Annotated in this window: 8 protein-coding genes and 1 tRNA gene; all 9 read left to right on the plus strand. The window is 67.8% G+C overall.

Annotated elements, in window-relative coordinates; genetic code table 11:
* The first annotated feature begins 607 nt into the window (after nucleotides 1-607).
* The 9 genes from AC1D1W_RS03525 (at nucleotide 608) to AC1D1W_RS03565 (ending at nucleotide 16,386) form a co-directional block, all read left to right on the plus strand.
* Nucleotides 608-679: transfer RNA gene (locus tag AC1D1W_RS03525), tRNA-Gln, on the plus strand.
* Nucleotides 680-722: 43 nt separating this feature from the next.
* Nucleotides 723-2,249 carry a bifunctional UDP-N-acetylglucosamine diphosphorylase/glucosamine-1-phosphate N-acetyltransferase GlmU gene (glmU, locus tag AC1D1W_RS03530; RefSeq protein WP_476942955.1) on the plus strand — a complete coding sequence of 509 codons (1,527 nt, stop codon included), beginning with the start codon at nucleotides 723-725 and terminating at the stop codon, nucleotides 2,247-2,249.
* 5 nt (nucleotides 2,250-2,254) lie between these two features.
* Nucleotides 2,255-3,235 (plus strand): ribose-phosphate diphosphokinase, encoded by a 981-nt coding sequence (locus AC1D1W_RS03535; protein WP_018774662.1) that lies wholly within the window; start codon nucleotides 2,255-2,257, stop codon nucleotides 3,233-3,235.
* A gap of 264 nt (nucleotides 3,236-3,499) precedes the next feature.
* On the plus strand, nucleotides 3,500-4,099 hold the full coding sequence (locus AC1D1W_RS03540) for a 50S ribosomal protein L25/general stress protein Ctc (RefSeq protein ID WP_028276489.1): 600 nt from the start codon (nucleotides 3,500-3,502) through the stop codon (nucleotides 4,097-4,099).
* A gap of 179 nt (nucleotides 4,100-4,278) precedes the next feature.
* Complete coding sequence (pth, locus tag AC1D1W_RS03545; protein ID WP_028276488.1) at nucleotides 4,279-4,866, plus strand: aminoacyl-tRNA hydrolase; 588 nt, start codon at nucleotides 4,279-4,281, stop codon at nucleotides 4,864-4,866.
* 239 nt (nucleotides 4,867-5,105) lie between these two features.
* Nucleotides 5,106-7,850: a helix-turn-helix transcriptional regulator gene (locus tag AC1D1W_RS03550; protein ID WP_476942956.1), complete on the plus strand. Its 2,745-nt coding sequence runs from the start codon at nucleotides 5,106-5,108 to the stop codon at nucleotides 7,848-7,850.
* The gene (locus AC1D1W_RS03555) at nucleotides 7,828-10,566 is read left to right on the plus strand and encodes a LuxR C-terminal-related transcriptional regulator (RefSeq protein WP_476942957.1); all 2,739 of its coding nucleotides are present in this window, start codon (nucleotides 7,828-7,830) and stop codon (nucleotides 10,564-10,566) included. Before AC1D1W_RS03550 ends, AC1D1W_RS03555 begins: the two co-directional genes overlap by 23 nt.
* A 283-nt stretch (nucleotides 10,567-10,849) precedes the next feature.
* Nucleotides 10,850-13,591 carry a LuxR C-terminal-related transcriptional regulator gene (locus tag AC1D1W_RS03560; protein WP_476942958.1) on the plus strand — a complete coding sequence of 914 codons (2,742 nt, stop codon included), beginning with the start codon at nucleotides 10,850-10,852 and terminating at the stop codon, nucleotides 13,589-13,591.
* 71 nt (nucleotides 13,592-13,662) lie between these two features.
* Nucleotides 13,663-16,386: a helix-turn-helix transcriptional regulator gene (locus tag AC1D1W_RS03565; RefSeq protein WP_476942959.1), complete on the plus strand. Its 2,724-nt coding sequence runs from the start codon at nucleotides 13,663-13,665 to the stop codon at nucleotides 16,384-16,386.
* Nucleotides 16,387-16,670: the final 284 nt, after the last annotated feature.

Here is a 16,670-nt window from a genome sequence, read left to right on the forward strand (position 1 = left end):
CGGCGCGGGCCAGCATTGGACATGTCCCTTGCAGGGCTCAAATCCGGCTGGGCATGTCGCTGGGCGCGGGCCAGGGATGGGCATATTGGCATTGTGTCCATTGATCGGGACCAGCACTGGGCATGTCCCGCGTAGGGAATGGGGTCGCGGCGCACGCCCGGGAAGGCACGTTCCGCGGAACGCGTGAATCCCGCGGGACATGCCCAGCGTGAGCACCCGCCGCTGGACATGTCCCTTTGAGGGCCGAAATCCCGCAGGGCATGTCCCTCGGCGCGGGCCAGGGATGGGCATATTGGCATTGTGTCCGTTGCTCGGGACCAACGCTGGGCATGTCCCGCTTAGGGGACGGGGTCTCTGCGCACGCCCAGGAAGGCACGTTCCACGGAACGCGTGAATCCTGCGGCACATGTCCGGCCGCGCAGACCAAGAATGGGCATGTCCCGTGGCGCCGGCCGCACCGCCTGCCCACACCGCCTGCCCACACCGCCCACCCGCGCCCACCCGCGCCCACCCGCGCCTGCCCGCCCCTTCCGCGGCGCTGAGTCGCACGAGCATCAACCTTCGTGGCAGAATTGATTCTCGTGCCACAGGTCAAGCCTGGGCACGGTCCGCTCTGGTGTAATGGCAGCACCCCGGCCTTTGGAGCCGTGGAGTATAGGTTCGAGTCCTATGGGCGGAACTTGGCGAGACACACTGCGCAACCAAGCAAGGAGAGCCAATACGTGAGCCCCGAGAATACTGGCCCAGCCGCCGTGATCGTCCTAGCTGCAGGGGCCGGTACCCGGATGAAATCCCGTACCCCCAAGATTCTCCATGAGATTGGCGGCCGCTCGCTGGTCGGCCACGCGCTCCAGGCGGCCCGCAGTATCAGCCCCCGCGAGTTGGCCCTGGTGGTCCGGCATGAACGCGACCTCGTAGCCGCCCACGTCTCCGCCCTCGATCCGAAAGCCCTGATTGTGGACCAGGACGATGTGCCCGGCACCGGCCGCGCGGTCGAGGCGGCACTGGAAGCGCTCGACACGCTCGACCCCCAAGGACGGCTGGGCGGAACGGTCGTGGTCACGTACGGCGACGTCCCGCTGCTCACCGGCGGCCTGCTCGGCGAGCTCGTCGCCGCCCACGAGGCCGAGGGCAACGCCGTCACCGTCCTCACCGCCGTGCTCGAGGACGCCACCGGCTACGGTCGCATCCTCCGCGCAGCAGACGGAACCGTCACGGGAATCCGCGAACACAAGGACGCCACCAGCGCCGAACGCGAAATCCGTGAGGTCAACTCCGGCATCTACGCCTTCGACGCCGCCGTCCTGCGCGACGCGCTGGTCCACGTCACCACGGACAACGCCCAGGGCGAAAAGTACCTCACCGATGTCCTGGCCCTGGCCCGCGCCGCGGGCGGCCGCGTCGCCGCCGTCGTCACCGAAGACCGCTGGCAGGTGGAGGGCGCCAACGACCGCGTCCAGCTCTCGGCGCTCGGCGCTGAACTCAACCGCCGCACCCTCGAAGCCTGGATGCGCGCCGGCGTGACCGTCGTGGATCCCGCCACGACGTGGATCGACGCCACGGTGACGCTCGACGAGGACGTCCGGCTCCTGCCCAACACCCAGCTGCATGGCCGCACCACGGTGGCGCGCGACGCCGTCGTCGGCCCGGACACCACGTTGACCGACGTCACGGTGGGCGAGGGCGCCACGGTGATCCGCACCCATGGCTCCGGCTCCACGATCGGGGCGCGCGCCAGCGTGGGCCCCTTCACCTACCTGCGCCCGGGCACCGTCCTGGGCGAGACCGGCAAGATCGGCGCGTTCTACGAAACCAAGAACGTCACGATCGGCCGCGGCTCGAAGCTGTCCCATCTCGGCTACGCCGGGGACGCGGAGATCGGCGAGGACACCAACATCGGCTGCGGCAACATCACGGCCAACTACGACGGCGAGAAGAAGCACCGTACGGTGATCGGCTCGGGTGTGCGCACCGGTTCGAACACCGTGTTCGTGGCCCCCGTGCGCGTGGGCGACGGCGCCTACAGCGGCGCCGGTGCGATCATCCGCAAGGACGTCCCGGCCGGCGCCCTCGCAGTCACCCTGGCCAAGCAGCGGAACTCGGACGGCTGGGTTGCGGCCAACCGCCCCGGTTCCGTTTCCGCCGCCCTGGCCGAGTCCGCCCTGGCCGAGTCCGCTGCCGCGGTGGATTCCGCCGCGGGCGCCGCCCCAACATCCTCCACTACTCCGGCACCGACAGAAGAGGGCTAGCAATCATGAGCGAAATTACGGCACACGGCGAGAAGAAGCTGGTGCTGGCCGCGGGGCGCGCGCACCCTGAGCTGGCGAAGGAGATCGCGAAGGAGCTCGGCACCGAGTTGCTGCCCCTGGACGCCTACGACTTCGCCAATGGCGAGATCTACGTGCGGGCCGGCGAGAGCGTCCGAGGCACCGATGCCTTCGTGATCCAGGCCCACCCTGCCCCGTTGAACAACTGGCTCATGGAACAGCTGATCATGATCGATTCGCTCAAGCGGGCCTCCGCCAAGCGCATCACTGTGGTGTCCCCGTTCTACCCCTACGCCCGGCAGGACAAGAAGGGCCGTGGCCGCGAGCCGATCTCGGCACGCCTCGTCGCCGATCTGTACAAGACCGCCGGCGCCGACCGCATCATGAGTGTGGACCTGCACACTTCCCAGATCCAGGGCTTCTTCGACGGCCCCGTGGACCACCTGATGGCCATTCCGCTCCTGGCCGACTACATCCGCACCCGGGTCGGCTCGGACAAGGTCACGGTCGTCTCGCCGGACACCGGCCGCGTCCGCGTGGCCGAGCAGTGGGCCGAGCGCCTCGGCGGCGCGCCGCTGGCGTTCGTGCACAAGAGCCGGGACCTCACCGTGCCCAACCAGGCCGTCTCCAAGACGGTCGTGGGCCAGATTGAAGGCCGCACCTGCGTCCTGATCGACGACATGATCGATACCGGCGGAACCATCTCCGGCGCCGTCCAGGTGCTCAAGAACGCCGGCGCCAAGGATGTCATCATCGCCGCGACCCATGCCGTGTTCTCCGATCCGGCGGCCCGCAGGCTGTCCGAGTCCGGCGCCCGCGAAGTGGTGGTCACCAACACGCTGCCGATCACCGCGGACAAGCGCTTCCCGCAGCTGACCGTGCTCTCCATCGCGCCGCTGATCGCGCGCGCCATCCGTGAAGTGTTCGACGACGGCTCCGTCACCAGCCTGTTCGACGGCCAGGCCTAAGCCGGCCGGCGGAGGGCCCGGTTTCAGAAACCGGTCCCTCCGCTGGTAGCCTTGTACCGAAACCTTGGCGAGGGAGAGCGCCGGCATTCCGTATTGATGTGAATTAATCGGAACCCGGACTGCTGGTCTCCGTAATCGACTGGGTCTGAATCTCCTTCTGAAGGGCAGCCGCACGGCAGCCCGGCGTTGAAGGTCGTAAACAGACCTCCGCCCTTGCTGAACACCGTTTAGTCCCACAGCTTGAAATCCCACGAGGAGATATCCATGTCTGAGCAGAAGCTCGCAGCAGAAGTCCGCACCGAATTCGGCAAGGGCTTCGCCCGCCGCGCCCGCATGGCCAACTTGATCCCGGCCGTCATCTACGGCCACGGTGCCGAGCCGATCCACATCACCCTGCCGGCGAAGGCCACCACCCTGGCCGTCCGCACCGCCAACGCCCTGCTGACCCTGGACATCGACGGCGAGCAGCACCTGGCCCTCGTCAAGGACATCCAGCGCAACCCGATCAAGCAGATCATCGAGCACCTCGACCTGCTGACCGTCCGCACCGGCGAGAAGGTCACCGTTGACGTGCCCGTTCACCTCAGCGGCGAGCTGGCTCCGGGCAACGTCCACAACCTGGAAATGACGGTCGTTTCCGTCGAGGCCGAGGCAACCCACCTGCCGACCGCCATCGAGGTCAGCATCGAAGGCCGTAGCGCCGGCGAGCACATCCACGCTTCCGACCTCGTCCTGCCGAAGGGTTCCACCCTGCTGGCCGACCCCGAAGCACTCGTCGTCAACATCTCCGAGGCCACCGAAAACGTCGAAGAGGGCGAAGAGGGCGAAGCGGCCGCACCGTCAGCCGAAGCAGCAGCCGAGTAATTCCGGCGAATTTTACGGCGGCCGGGTCCCTCAGGGGCCCGGCCGCCGTCGTCTCTGGTGCCGTAGCCCGCGCCGTACGCGCCCCGTAGCCGGCTGCCCGCCCCGCCCCACCTGACCCGCCCCGCTTGCCCCGCCCCACTGGCCGCGCCCCCGGCCGCGTCCCACCGAAGGACTGACCCATGACCGACACCTGGCTGATCGTAGGCCTTGGCAACCCCGGATCCGAGTACAGCCACAACCGGCACAACGTCGGCCAGATGGTCCTGGACGAACTCGCCTCGCGCGTCGGCGGTGGCTTCAAATCGCACAAATCGCGTGCCCAGGTCCTCGAAGGGCGTCTGGGCATCGGCGGACCCCGGATCGTGCTGGCCAAGCCGCTGTCATACATGAACGTCTCCGGCGGCCCGGTGTCTGCCCTGGCCCAGTTCTTCGGCATCGATCCGGCCCATGTCATTGCCGTCCATGACGAGATCGACATCCCCTTCGACACCGTGCGGCTCAAGATCGGCGGCGGCGAAGGCGGCCACAACGGACTGCGCGACATCTCCAAGGCCCTGGCCACCAAGGACTACCTGCGCGTGCGGGTGGGCGTCGGGCGTCCGCCCGGACGGATGGAGACCGCGGACTTTGTCCTGCGTGACTTTTCCGCGCCGGAGAAAAAGGAACTGCCCTTCCTCATCGACTCAGCTGCCGACGCCGTCGAAGTCCTGGTCCGGGACGGCCTCACCGCCGCCCAACAAAAGTTCCACCCCGCCAAGGCGACGTAACCCCTCCCGGACGTAAACGCAGGCAAAATAACACGCAGCCTAAACGCCCCGACCGTGGGCCGGCCCGGGCCCGCGGCAGGCAGGCGGCGACTAAGTTGCATGCGGATTGCGTGTTTCCTTTCCAAGCTTTCCGCATTCCAGCTATGATCTGTCTACTCTCACGTCGGGGGATAGGGATACGCTACTTCTAAGTGGGCAGTTCGGGGTTGCTGTCTGCAAAGCGGTACGAAGGAAACTACATGTCGAGGGATTCGCTGGGCTGGGGGAATGTTTCCACTACATTGGCACCCGCCGAAGAAGAACATGCTGCCGGCCAGGTCGCGAGACACGGCTGGTCCGGTTTGGCGCGGAACGCTGATGCTGAGCGTGTCCGCCAGGAACTGCTTGCCCAGGACCGGATGGGCGTCGTCATCACGGGCGACCGCGGCGTGGGCAAAACGCTTGTCGGCAGGACCGCCCTCGCGGGCTTCGGCCCCGAGGTGTACACCATCCAGCTCCGCAGTTCAGGGCCGGGGTCGGCAACGCCATACGGCTGCCTCGCCTTCACCCTTGCGCGGCTCCCGCAGAGTTCCCTGGGCTCGCCGACCGCCATCCTGCACGGCATTACCTCGCTGATCCGCGACGACGCCGCCGGGCGCCAGTGCGTGATCCTGCTCGACAACGCCGGCGCCCTCGATGAACTCAGCACCGGGGTCCTGCTCAACCTGCTGCAGACCCGGACCGCCCGGTTGATCGCAACGGCCCAGCGCACCACTGACCTTCCGCCCGATTTCTACTGGCTCATCACTTCCGGCCAGCTCGCCGAGGTCCGGCTCGCCAACCTGACCGAGCTCGAGACGCTGGAGGTCCTGCAGTCAGCTTTGGGCCATCGGGTCTCGACCGCCCTGGCAAGCCAGCTGCACCAGCTGGTCGGCGGCAGCCCCACGCTCCTGCAGGCCGTCGTCTCCGAACAAATCGAACGCGGAAACCTTGTCCTGTCCGGATCCGTGTGGACACTGCTCGATGAGGTTGTGCTCGATGGCCGCACGGCGCTGGAGGATATTGTCCGAGCCAGGTATGCCAGGGAAACACCCGTGGCCCGGGAGGTCATCGACGTCCTCTCCTGCGCCCGGACCCTGCCCCTGTCCCGGCTCGCCAGGATGTACAGCCCCGGTGTCATCGCCGACATGGAAGAGGCCGGCCAGATCGTGGTCGACCGCGCTGACCGTCACCTCGTCACGCTGGGCGACCGCTACCTCGGCGACATTGTCCGCAACTGGCTCAGCGTGGAGCGCCGGCTGGAGCTCCGGGACAAGGTCCCCGGGCACCAGGAACATGAACTGGACGAGCTGACAGTCGAAGACCTGCTGGCCTACGCGGCGTGGACCCACGACTGCCACGCCCAGCTGGCACCCGCGCACGCCGTCGCGGCTGCCAGTGCCGCCGTCAAGCTCTTCGACCCGAAATTTGCCCTCAAATGCGCCGGCAGCCTCTCTCCCTCGGATCCTGAATGGGCCGAAGGGCAACTCCAAAAATCGGCTGCCTACCTCCAGCTCGGCCTGCCGCTGCAGGCCATGTCCGCGCTGGACGACGTCTCCGAACGGCAGGTCAACGGCCTTGCGGCCGAGAACTTCGCCGAATTCATCGCGGCGAAGGCTGACTGCATGGCCTGGCTGGACGACCGCTCCGGCCAGGTCCCCGAACTGCTCGGGCAGGCCAGGGTCCGGCTCCAGGACCTGAGCCTGGACGAGCCGTCCCCCGCCCCTGCGGCGCTTGCCCGGGCGGGGCTCTGCCTGGATCTGTGCGAGTTCAACTATTTCTCTTTCATCGGGGATTTCGAGCCCATGATGGAGCGGCTTACCACCGCGGCCACCACGGACGTGCCCGGTGCCGATCCCGTGCACCGGCTCAGGTCGGCCATCATCCTGATGGAGGCCTGGTCCATGACCGGCCACGAACTCGATGCCCGCAAACTCATGCGGGAAATCGGCGGACAGCTGGGCGAGTGGTCCAACGTGCCGCGCATCCGGGAAAACTTCGCCTGGCGCTCTTTCAACGTGCTGCTCCTCTCGGGCCTGTGGCGCCAAGCCATCGACATGCTCAAGGACGCGAGCGGCCGGGCCGGGCACGGGCTGCATTCCGGCAGCGCCGCTACGGACCTCGCCGTCGGACTCGCCTATGTCTATGCCGGCCGCGGGTACATGGCTCTGGATCCGTTGCTGGCCGCGATCGCCCAGCTGGAGGTCCGTGCGAGCCTGCAGTCCCTGCGCCAGGCCTACGCCGCCACTGCTTTTGCCTACGCCCAGACCGGCAACTCGGTCCAGGCCACGATCTACCTGGACCGGGCCCGCTCGGCTGACGGCCCGGCCCGCTTCACGGTCGGCAGTTCCACCGAGTTCTGCATGGATATGGCGTCGCGGTGGCTCGGTGACCCCGAGGCCAAGGACCGGTTGATACGGTCCGCGGAGGAGCATTTCCGGAAGGGCCGCTACACCCTGGCCGGCATCTGCATGCTCGGGGCCACCGTCAACGGCACCGTCAAGGATTTTCTTTTCATGGAGGAAATCGCCGGGCTGCGGCAGGGGCCGCTGGCCGAGCTGTCCCGGACGGTCGCCGTCGGCAGCCGGAAGAAGGACGCCGCGATCATGCTCGAAGCCGCCGGGGAGGCCGCGGGGCTCGAACTGGACGCCGTCCAGGCCCGGTGCGCCGCGCTCGCATTCGACTTCGCGAAGGGCGCCGGGCTGACCGCCAGCGCCAACGCCGCTTACAGCATGCTGGAGAGCCTCTCGGAGTCCGTGCCGGCGCTGCCAGTCATGCCGCGCAACAAGGGTCCGCTGCTGACAGACCGGGAGCGGCAAATTGCCACCCTGGCCGGGAACGGGGTCTCCAACAAGGACATCGCCCTGGAAGTGGGCATTTCCGTCAGGACCGTGGAGGGCCACCTGTACCAGGTGTTCACGAAGCTCGGCGTTTCTTCGCGAAGTGATCTGCTTGGACTCATCTAGGGGGCCGGCGGGGAACCCCGGCACGGCGCCGGCCCGCGCCTTGACCGGGAGGTCGGAAGATTTGATGTCGGCAGTGGAAGCCCTCCAGGGCGGCAGCCATGTCGCCGTGTTCGTCCTCGGCGACAGCGGGATGGGCAAGTCAAGGCTCATCGATGCCGTCGTCGGGGAGCTGGGCCCGGAGGTGACGCCGGTGCCGATCCATGGCAGCGCGTCGCTGACCAAGGTGCCCTACGGTGTCCTGGGCCCCTTCATCGTCGGACTGCCGGTCCAGGAAGCAACATCGCAGCTGGCCGTTCTGAGGACCCTGTGGGCGCATCTGGAAGAGCAGAAGCGGGCCACCCAGAAGCCCCTCCTGCTGGTCGTTGACGACGCACACGATCTCGACGAGGCGACGGCCGGAATCCTCGCGGAGCTGGCGGCGGCCGGCTGGGCGAAACTGCTCGTCGGCGCGGCGGCCCGGCCCGGACTGCCGGAACCGCTCCTGCAGCTCTGGTTTGAAGGCATCGCCGAACGGCACGACCTGCGCCCGCTCACCCTCGCGCAGACCACAGAGATGCTGGAGGGCGAGCTCGGCTCGCAAGTGCTGCCAAACGTCGCCGAGATCCTGTGGGAGGCCTCCGGCGGCAACCCGATGCTCCTCAACGGGCTCCTGGACGACGCCAGGAACGACGGGACGCTGCTGCGGCGCAACGGTGTCTGGTTGTTCACCCGGCACCTGAACAGCCACGGTGACCGGCTGACCGACGTCGTGCGCCGCCAGCTGCTGCTGCGCTCGCCGGAAGAACGCCAGGCCCTGAACCTCGTGGCGTTGGCCGAACCCGTGTCCCGGGAACTGATCGAGTCGGTGGCCGGCGAAGAGGCCGTGGGATCACTGATCGACAGCGAACTGATCCGGGTCACGGACACCGGGACGGGTGAGCTGCGGCTGTGGCATACCGTGTACGGCGACACCTTGCGGAACCTGATTTCGCCGGCCAGGAGCCTGCAGCTTCGGCAGAGCCTGCTGCGCAAGATGGACAGCGAGCCGACGTCTGCCGAGGGACTGCTGCGGCAAGTGAGCTGGTCGATCGAGTGCGGCGCGGAGGTCGAGGACCGGCAGCTCCTGAGGGCGGCCGTGCTGGCGAGCCGGCTTTACGAGGACGAGCTCGCCCGCAAGGCTGCCGTCCTCGTCAAGGATCCGGAACTGCAGATGGCGGCCCGCGCCGTGATAGCACGGACCCGCTACAACGCCTCCGACTACGTGGCGGCCCGGGACATCCTCGACGCCGATTTCGGGCAGGGAAACAGCATCCCCGGGCTCCTGGCCGGATCCCTCCTGTGGGCCGCAACGATGTCAGCGCTGGGGAACACGCCGGCAGAGATCATCAAGCGGGCACAGGTGCTCCGACGCGCCGCCGAGCGCCTCGCTGCTGCCCGGCCGGACGACGCCGAAGCCATTCACCGTGCCACGGAAGAGCGGCTGGAGATCCTGGAAGCCATGGTCCTGGCGCTGGCGGGCGAGTACGCGGCAGCCCCGGCCGCGGGGGCGTCCACCGAGGACGCGGCTGCCGGCACCCTACCCTCGAACACCCTGCCGTCGAACACTCTCGTACAGGCGTTCCGGCTCTGCCTCGACGCGGAGCGGCTCCTGGCAGGCGGCAAGGGACTGAGCGCCCTCGCTGCGATGACCCGGGCCATCGAGGCCGCCGGGGCCGATCACGAGGAGCTCTACTTCCTCACCGACTTCCTCGTGGTCCGTTCCGCGGCCGCCGCAATTCACTCCGGCGACTGGCAGGGGGCGGAAAGCCTCCTGACCGGCTTCGTCGCCGGATCCGGGCCCAACCTGATTTCCTTCGGCGGGGGAGTGCACGCGGCGCACGGCATCATCCTGCTCTACCAGGGCAAGGCCGCCCAGGCCCTGAACACGCTAAGCGCCGCGCTCGAAGCGCTGCGGTTGACCGACCCCCAGCAGCTGTTCGCGCTCACGGCGGCCATGGCTTTCGCGGCAGCCGCCGAAGTCGGTGCCCAAACGAAGGCAGAGCTACTCCTCGCCGACTTCGAGGCAGCACCCGCGGCCCTGCCGCAGTACATGCGCTCGCTGGCCGCGATGGCCGTCATCTATGGAAAGGCCCGGCTCGGGAACTACCCGGGTGCCATCGCCGAACTGAAGCGGCTCGGCCGACCGTACCCGGACGTGGACACCGCCGGGCTCGAACTCGACGCGCTGGCCTTTTGCCTGGCCCTGGGGGACACGGACTCGGCGCCGAGGCTGCTCGAGCTCCGGGCCGGGCTTGAGGGGCCAAGGCCCGCCGCGATCTGCGCCTACGCCGCAGCCATCAGCGCCGACAACGCCGCAGACCTCCTTGAGGCCGCGAAAACCTGTGAGGCGGCGGAACTGTGGGCCTTTGCCGCCCTCGCCTACGACGCCGCGGCGCACGCCTACCGGGCCGCGGGCGACACCCTCAGGGAGCGCATGGCCAATTCCCAGCGGAAGCGGTGCCTGGACCGGGCCGATGACCTTCCCGGCGACGAAGCGACCAAGAACGATGACTCGCTCGGCATACTGACCCGCCGCGAGCGCGACATTGTGGCGCTGGCGGTACGCGGCCTCACTGACCGGCAGATTGCCGCAGAGCTCCAGGTGTCCGTGCGCACGGTTGAAGGCCATCTCTACCGCAGCTACGCGAAACTCAACGTCAAGGGCCGTGAGCAGCTTCCCGGTATCGGCGGCCACTAGCGGCAAGCAAGGGAGAGGCCGCGTGGGGCCGTGTCCGCCGGCCGGCCGGCCGTGGCGGGCCGCTTCCCCGGTGTCCGGGCCGCTACCGGCGCCGGACACGTGCGGCGGGATTGCGACTACTTGGTTTAAGCCTTGCGGCAGCGCCGGTCCAACTGAGTACAGCTACGTAGAGCGGGCGGAATACTCGCTAGGTAATCGAGTACTACTTACGCATACCGAAAATACGCGTAGTCCCTACCGTTGAGGTATCACCGCTCACACTTTGATTGCGAAGGTCTCTCATATGTTCCAGCAAGACGCCGGCTTGCCAACGGGCAGCGGCCAGACAGAAATAGTGTTTCCGGCGCAAAGAAACGGTCATGGCCGCAGTAAGGACAGACCCTTCACCCGCCAGGAGGTCGTTGCCGACATCGTTGAGACCCTGACGTCGGGTTCCGGCTGCGGCATCGTACTCGTGGGCGACCACGGGGCCGGCAAGTCCTTTATCGCCCAGCGCGCCCTGGAGCAGCTCGGCGACGAGTACCTGGTAGTCCAGGTCAGGGGCAGCTCCATATCCTCCAAGCTTCCCTACGGGGCCTTGAGCGTCCTGCTCAACGACCTCGACGCCTCACACCTCGAGCACCCGCTGATGGTGCTGCGCGGACTGACCCAGCTGCTCCACAACAAATCCGAAGGCCGGCGAATCGTCCTCTTCGTGGACAACGCCCATGACCTCGACGAGCTCTCCAGCATGATGGTGGCCCAGTTGAGCGCCGGGTCCCATGTCACGTTGCTGGCGGCGTGCGTTGACATGCCGCACATCGGCGGGGACATCATGGGCCTGTGGAAGGATGACCTGCTCCGACGGGTGGACCTCGGACCGTTCGACTTTGCAGAGACGGCAACAACGTTGCACCACGAATACGGCGGCCGGTTCTCCCTGACCGCTGCCCGGGCGCTTTGGAGTGCGAGCGGGGGCAACGCCTTGTTCCTCCATTCCCTGGCCCGGGAGCAGATCAAGCTGGGCACAGTGATCCGCCAGGACGGTGTATGGTTCCTGGGCAACGGCCCCATCGCCTTGACCGGAGAGATCCGGGACGTCGTGAAGGCACGCCTCAACCGGCTCGGCAACGGCCAGCGCGACGTCTTTGAACTGCTGGCACTCGCCGGGGCAGTCCCGCTGCAGACCCTCATGCTCATCGCCAACCCGCAGGATATGGACGCGCTCCAGGAGCGGGCCCTGATCCGGGTCACCCACGACCATCCGCCGATGGTCAGCATCGCCAACCCGGTAACAGCCGGAATTGTCGCCAACGTGGTCCCGCCCGGGCGCAGCGCCGAACTCCGCCGCCGGCTCACGGCCGTGCTCCAGGAATCGGACACGCTGGACACCGGCGGCTCGGCCGGCGTCGCCTGGGCTCTGGATTGCGGGGAAGAGGTGAGCTCCCAGGTCGCCCTGGCCGCCGCCCGCGCCGCGAACGGAGCATCCGACCACGCGGCCGCCTTGCGATTTGTCCAGGAGGTCGAAGGAAGCGAACCCGCCGCCCTGATGGCCATCGAAACAGTCAATGCCCACATCTCGGTGAACAACGAGGACTCCGCACGCCGGGTTCTGGAGGCACTGGATGACGGCGCGTGCGCCAAGCTTCCCCTGACCGAGTGGACCGCTTTGCAGCTGCTGCGCGTGGAATTGGACAAACGCAGCACTGCCCCGGGCGCCGACCCCGAAGCCCGGATACAGGAGTTCGCCGAGCGGCTGGCTGCCGAGCCCGCCGCACAGAGTCCAGTTGCAGTTGCAGCCCGGGAGCGGCTGCGCCTGGCGGAGGCTGGGCTCGCCGCTTTCCGTGGACGCTACGACGAGGTCCTGGCCATAACCGACGGCGTGGACGCGGGGGACCTGGGCAGCGAACCAAGGATCCTGACCGCCAGCGTGCGCAGCGAGGCCCTGGCCGTCACAGGCAACGTGGTGCGGGCGCTCGCCCTTGGAAAGCAGATCCTGGCGGCCACAGCCGGCGTGCAGCTCAGGGACCATGCGGTTCGTGAGATCAGGGGCAGGTTCCTCCTCCTTCTTTTGCTCTCCGGCAAGTTCAGGGAAACGTCCGTCTATCTTGAGGAGACGTACAGCGGCGCAGAGCCCCAGACCAGGCTGGGCGGGATGTTTGAGATCGGCCAGGGCGTCATGGACCTGCATGCCGGACACCTCGACGACGCCTTGTCCCGGCTCCAGGCAGGCCGCTGGCAGCTCCGGGCGCAGGACCCCGACGCTTTGGGCGGCCTGGCCGCAGCCGTGTGTGCCTATGCCGCCGCACTCCAGGGCGAAGAGGAAGTGGCCGGCCTGCTGCTGGACGATCTTGCCCAGGCCCGGCCGCCCGCGGCCTGGCTGGTGGAACGGCTCACACGCTATTTCGAACTGTCGGCTCTGGCCGAGCTCGGCCAGAGGGCAATGTCCATCCGTGCGCTCTCGGCCGAAGCGGGCAACGACGCTGAAACGTCAGCACTGGCCCCCGCGCTCCTGTTCCAGTCCGCCGCGGCCCGGCTGGGAGACCGCCAGGCGGGCCAGAAGCTCGGCAGCCTGAGCGGGAGGGTGACCGGACAATTCGCGGCCCTGTGCTCGCGGCTGGCCGAAGGCATGAGGGAGGCTGACAGCGAACAGTTACTGGCAGCATCCAAGGAAGCTGAGGCATGCGGCAACACCGTGTTCGCCAGGGACGCGGTGCGGAAAGCCGTCGGCTGCGCAAACGACGCCGGCAACCGCATCGCGTTGCGGATCGCCCAGCGAGCGCAGCAGTCCCTCGATGACAAGTTCGGCAGTCCGAAGAACGGGCTGCGGTCGCTTACAACCTCAACCCTGACGGCGAGGGAATGTGAAGTGGCGGTCCGGGCTGCTGCCGGTACGTCCAACCGCAAGATCGCGGAACAGATGCACGTATCCGTCCGCACTGTGGAGGGACACCTCTATCAGGTGTATTCGAAGCTGCACGTCGCCAGCCGATCGGAACTCAAAGATGTCATCTCGACTCCGGCAGACAGCGCCAGGCTCGGCTGAGCCCGGCAGACTGCAGGCGGCAACCCGGACGTCTGTTCAAGACGGGCAGAAACTGGCAGGAAGAACCGGCGATGGAAAGCCTGGCTGAGACCTCGGCACTGATCGAGCGCTCGGCGCTGGTCAAGGACCTGGTGCGTTGCCTGCGTGACGACACCCGATCAGGTGCGCTCATCGTCGGCGGCGCGGGCGCGGGCAAGACCGCCGTCCTCAAGGCCGCCATCCGCGAACTCGAGCCCCACCGCCATCTGATTCGGCTGACCGCCACTTCGGCTCTGGCCAGCGTTCCTTTCGGGGCCCTGGCGCCGTACTTGTCCCGGCTTCCTGACCGGGAACTCGACTCCTACGCAGCCGTCGTGGAAGCGATGGCGCGCAGCCTGAAATCCGAGGCGGACCGCCCTCTGTTTGTGGTCGACGATGCGCATTGCCTCGACCATGGGACCGTCCGGCAGCTGGCGCAGGCGGCGGCGACCGGCGCCGCGGGAATCCTCGTGGCCTGCCGTCCCGGGCCGATGATTCCGGAAGAGTTCCTCGCGCTTTGGGACGACGGGATAATTTCCAAGTTCGACCTTTACCCGCTGAGCCGGATCGGAACCCACCAACTATGTGAGCAGGTCCTGCGGGCCGACGTCTCTCCGTGGGTTAGTGCGTTGTTCTATAAGGCGGCCGACGGCAATCCGCTCATGCTGATGTCCCTGATCCAGCATGCCCGGGCCAGCGGCGCCTTGGGCCTCCGGCACGGAGTGTGGTTCCTGCTGGCCAACCCCGACATGGCCCAAGTTCCGGCCGCCGACGTTGTCGACCGGCAGTTGCGCTCCATGACACCGGAGGAAAAGACCGCCGCCACGATCGTTGCCATGGCCGGACCGCTATCCCTGTCCCAGATTCTGCGGATCAGTGGTCCCAAGGCCGTCGATGCCCTGGACACCGCGGGCATCATTGCCGTCTCCACGGGACATGACCGGCTGGTACGGGCCGCCAGCCCGATACTTGGCGAGATTATCCGCCAGCGGGTCCCGGCCGGCCGCAGTTCGGCCCTGCGTTCGAGCGTGTTGTCGCTTCCGTCGGCGCGGGCCGCGGCGCCGGGAGCGGCCCTCAACCGGCTGCGCTGGTCCATGGACTGCGGCGTAGAGATCCCTCCGATCCAGCTCCTGCAGGCCGCTGTCGCCGCGAACACGGACCTGGACCCTGGGACCGCGGCCCGGGTGGCTGGCGCCATCCGGGACGCCCGGTTCCTCCCCGAGGCCCGGATCCAGCTGGCCTATTCGCACTTCATCGCGGGGCACACCGAGGCCGCTGTGGCGTGTCTGGAGTCCGCACAGCCGGTGCCCTCCGGACGGCCGTCCTACCTGGCTGCCCTCCTGGCAGCCCGGCTCGGGTCCGCAACGCCGGCCCGGCAACAGCATCCGGACGCCGGCACGCACCGCCCGGCCTTTGAACTGCCCATCGAACCAGGGCTCCTGGAATCGCGTGCCCGGGATTCACTGTCTGCGGATTTCGCGACGTGCACCGACCTTTCCGGACGCGCTCCGGAGGGACAGCCGCCGGACGTGACAGCCGCCGGGGGACTGGCCACAGAGCTTCTGAGTCACTCGTGGGACGGCAAGTTCATGGCAGTTGGAACCGTGCTGCGCGAACTCATCGCCGCGGCCGGCGCCTATCCCGAAATCCGGGTCCCGGCAGTTTCCCTCCTCGCCGAACTCTTGACCGCCCAAGGTCAACTCCGCGCAGGGCTGCGTTTGGACGGCGAGGCATGGGGCGGGGCCCGGACCGCAAGCCTGGAACTACCCTTGGTCTACGAGGACCTCGTGGTGCGCCACTGCCTGAATCTGATCTGGGCCGGCGACTGGGACCGGCTCGGAAATGTCCTGGACGATTACGCGGCCCGTGAGCCTGGGCGGCTGCTGTACAGCGGCGGCATGCTGCACCTCATGCGGGGATACTCGCGGTTGCGCCAGGGCAGGATGCGTGAAAGCCTGGCCGAACTTCGGCTGAGTGTCGAAGAGCTCACTATCGCCGACCCGTTAGGTCTGTTGCCGTTTGCGCGCGCCGTCGCGGCCTATGCCGCAGCCGCCGTCGGACGCCACCATGAGGCCAGCCAGCATGTACTGGCCTACCGGCTCTCGGTGTACCGGGAGCCGAAAACCCTTCACCTGCTGGCAGAGGCGTACTGCCGGGCGGCTGAACCCGGAGAAGGGCCCGGAGGGAGCGGTGCCGGGGCTTTGGCGCGGCTGGCGGACGAGGCCCTGCACGAGAGCCTGCGCGGCGTCGAAACCGATATCAGGCGGCTCGCGCTCCGCGGCGGTGACACCTCGGGCGCCGAGGCCCTCGCCCTCAGCAGCGGCGCAGTCGACGGCCCGGAGGCCAGGCTGGTGGAGTCCTACGCGCGAGCGGTGTCGGCGTCGGATGCGTCCGACCTCATTGGCATCAGCGACGACGCGCTCAATGCAGGGCACGGGCTCCTTGCCCTTGAGGCCGCCCAGCAGGCCGAGCGGATCCTGGCAGACGACCCGGAGCGGTGGCGGCTTACCGCGGTCCAGCGCCGGGTCCATCACCGCCTGGTGGAGGCCGGAATGTTGTCGCAATTGGAGGTCGTCCGCAGCGATCACGGCGCCCCGTTGACTGCCCGTGAGACCGAAGTCCTGGAACTGGTGTCGGGCGGGGCCACGAACGCCGAGATGGCCACCGCGCTCTGTGTGTCACTTCGGACCGTGGAGGGGCACCTGTCCCGGATCTTCGCCAAGCTCGGCGTGGGCCGGCGGGCGGACCTCCTGGACCTCGGCCCGCTGCCCTCCTGACCGGTCCGGCCCGGCCCGGCGTGGCCTGACCTGGCTGTGGCGTGCGTACAGCACGGGTGGACTCCGGGACCAGCGGGAGTAGCTCCAAGTAGTGCCATGGCGAGTAGGGCCTCAGAAGTCGGGTAAACGCTACTCGTGTGCAGAGCCCGTTCGGGCGATTGACTTAAGCCAGTCCCACGAACAGCACTAACCCGAACAGCTCCACCCCGAACAGCTCACAAAGGTCTCAAAATGAGGAACTTGAGGGCGGTCAGCAACCGCAAGCATGGCCCGAGGAAAGTGTG

It is taken from the genome of Arthrobacter sp. P1_B4 (genome assembly GCF_056406555.1).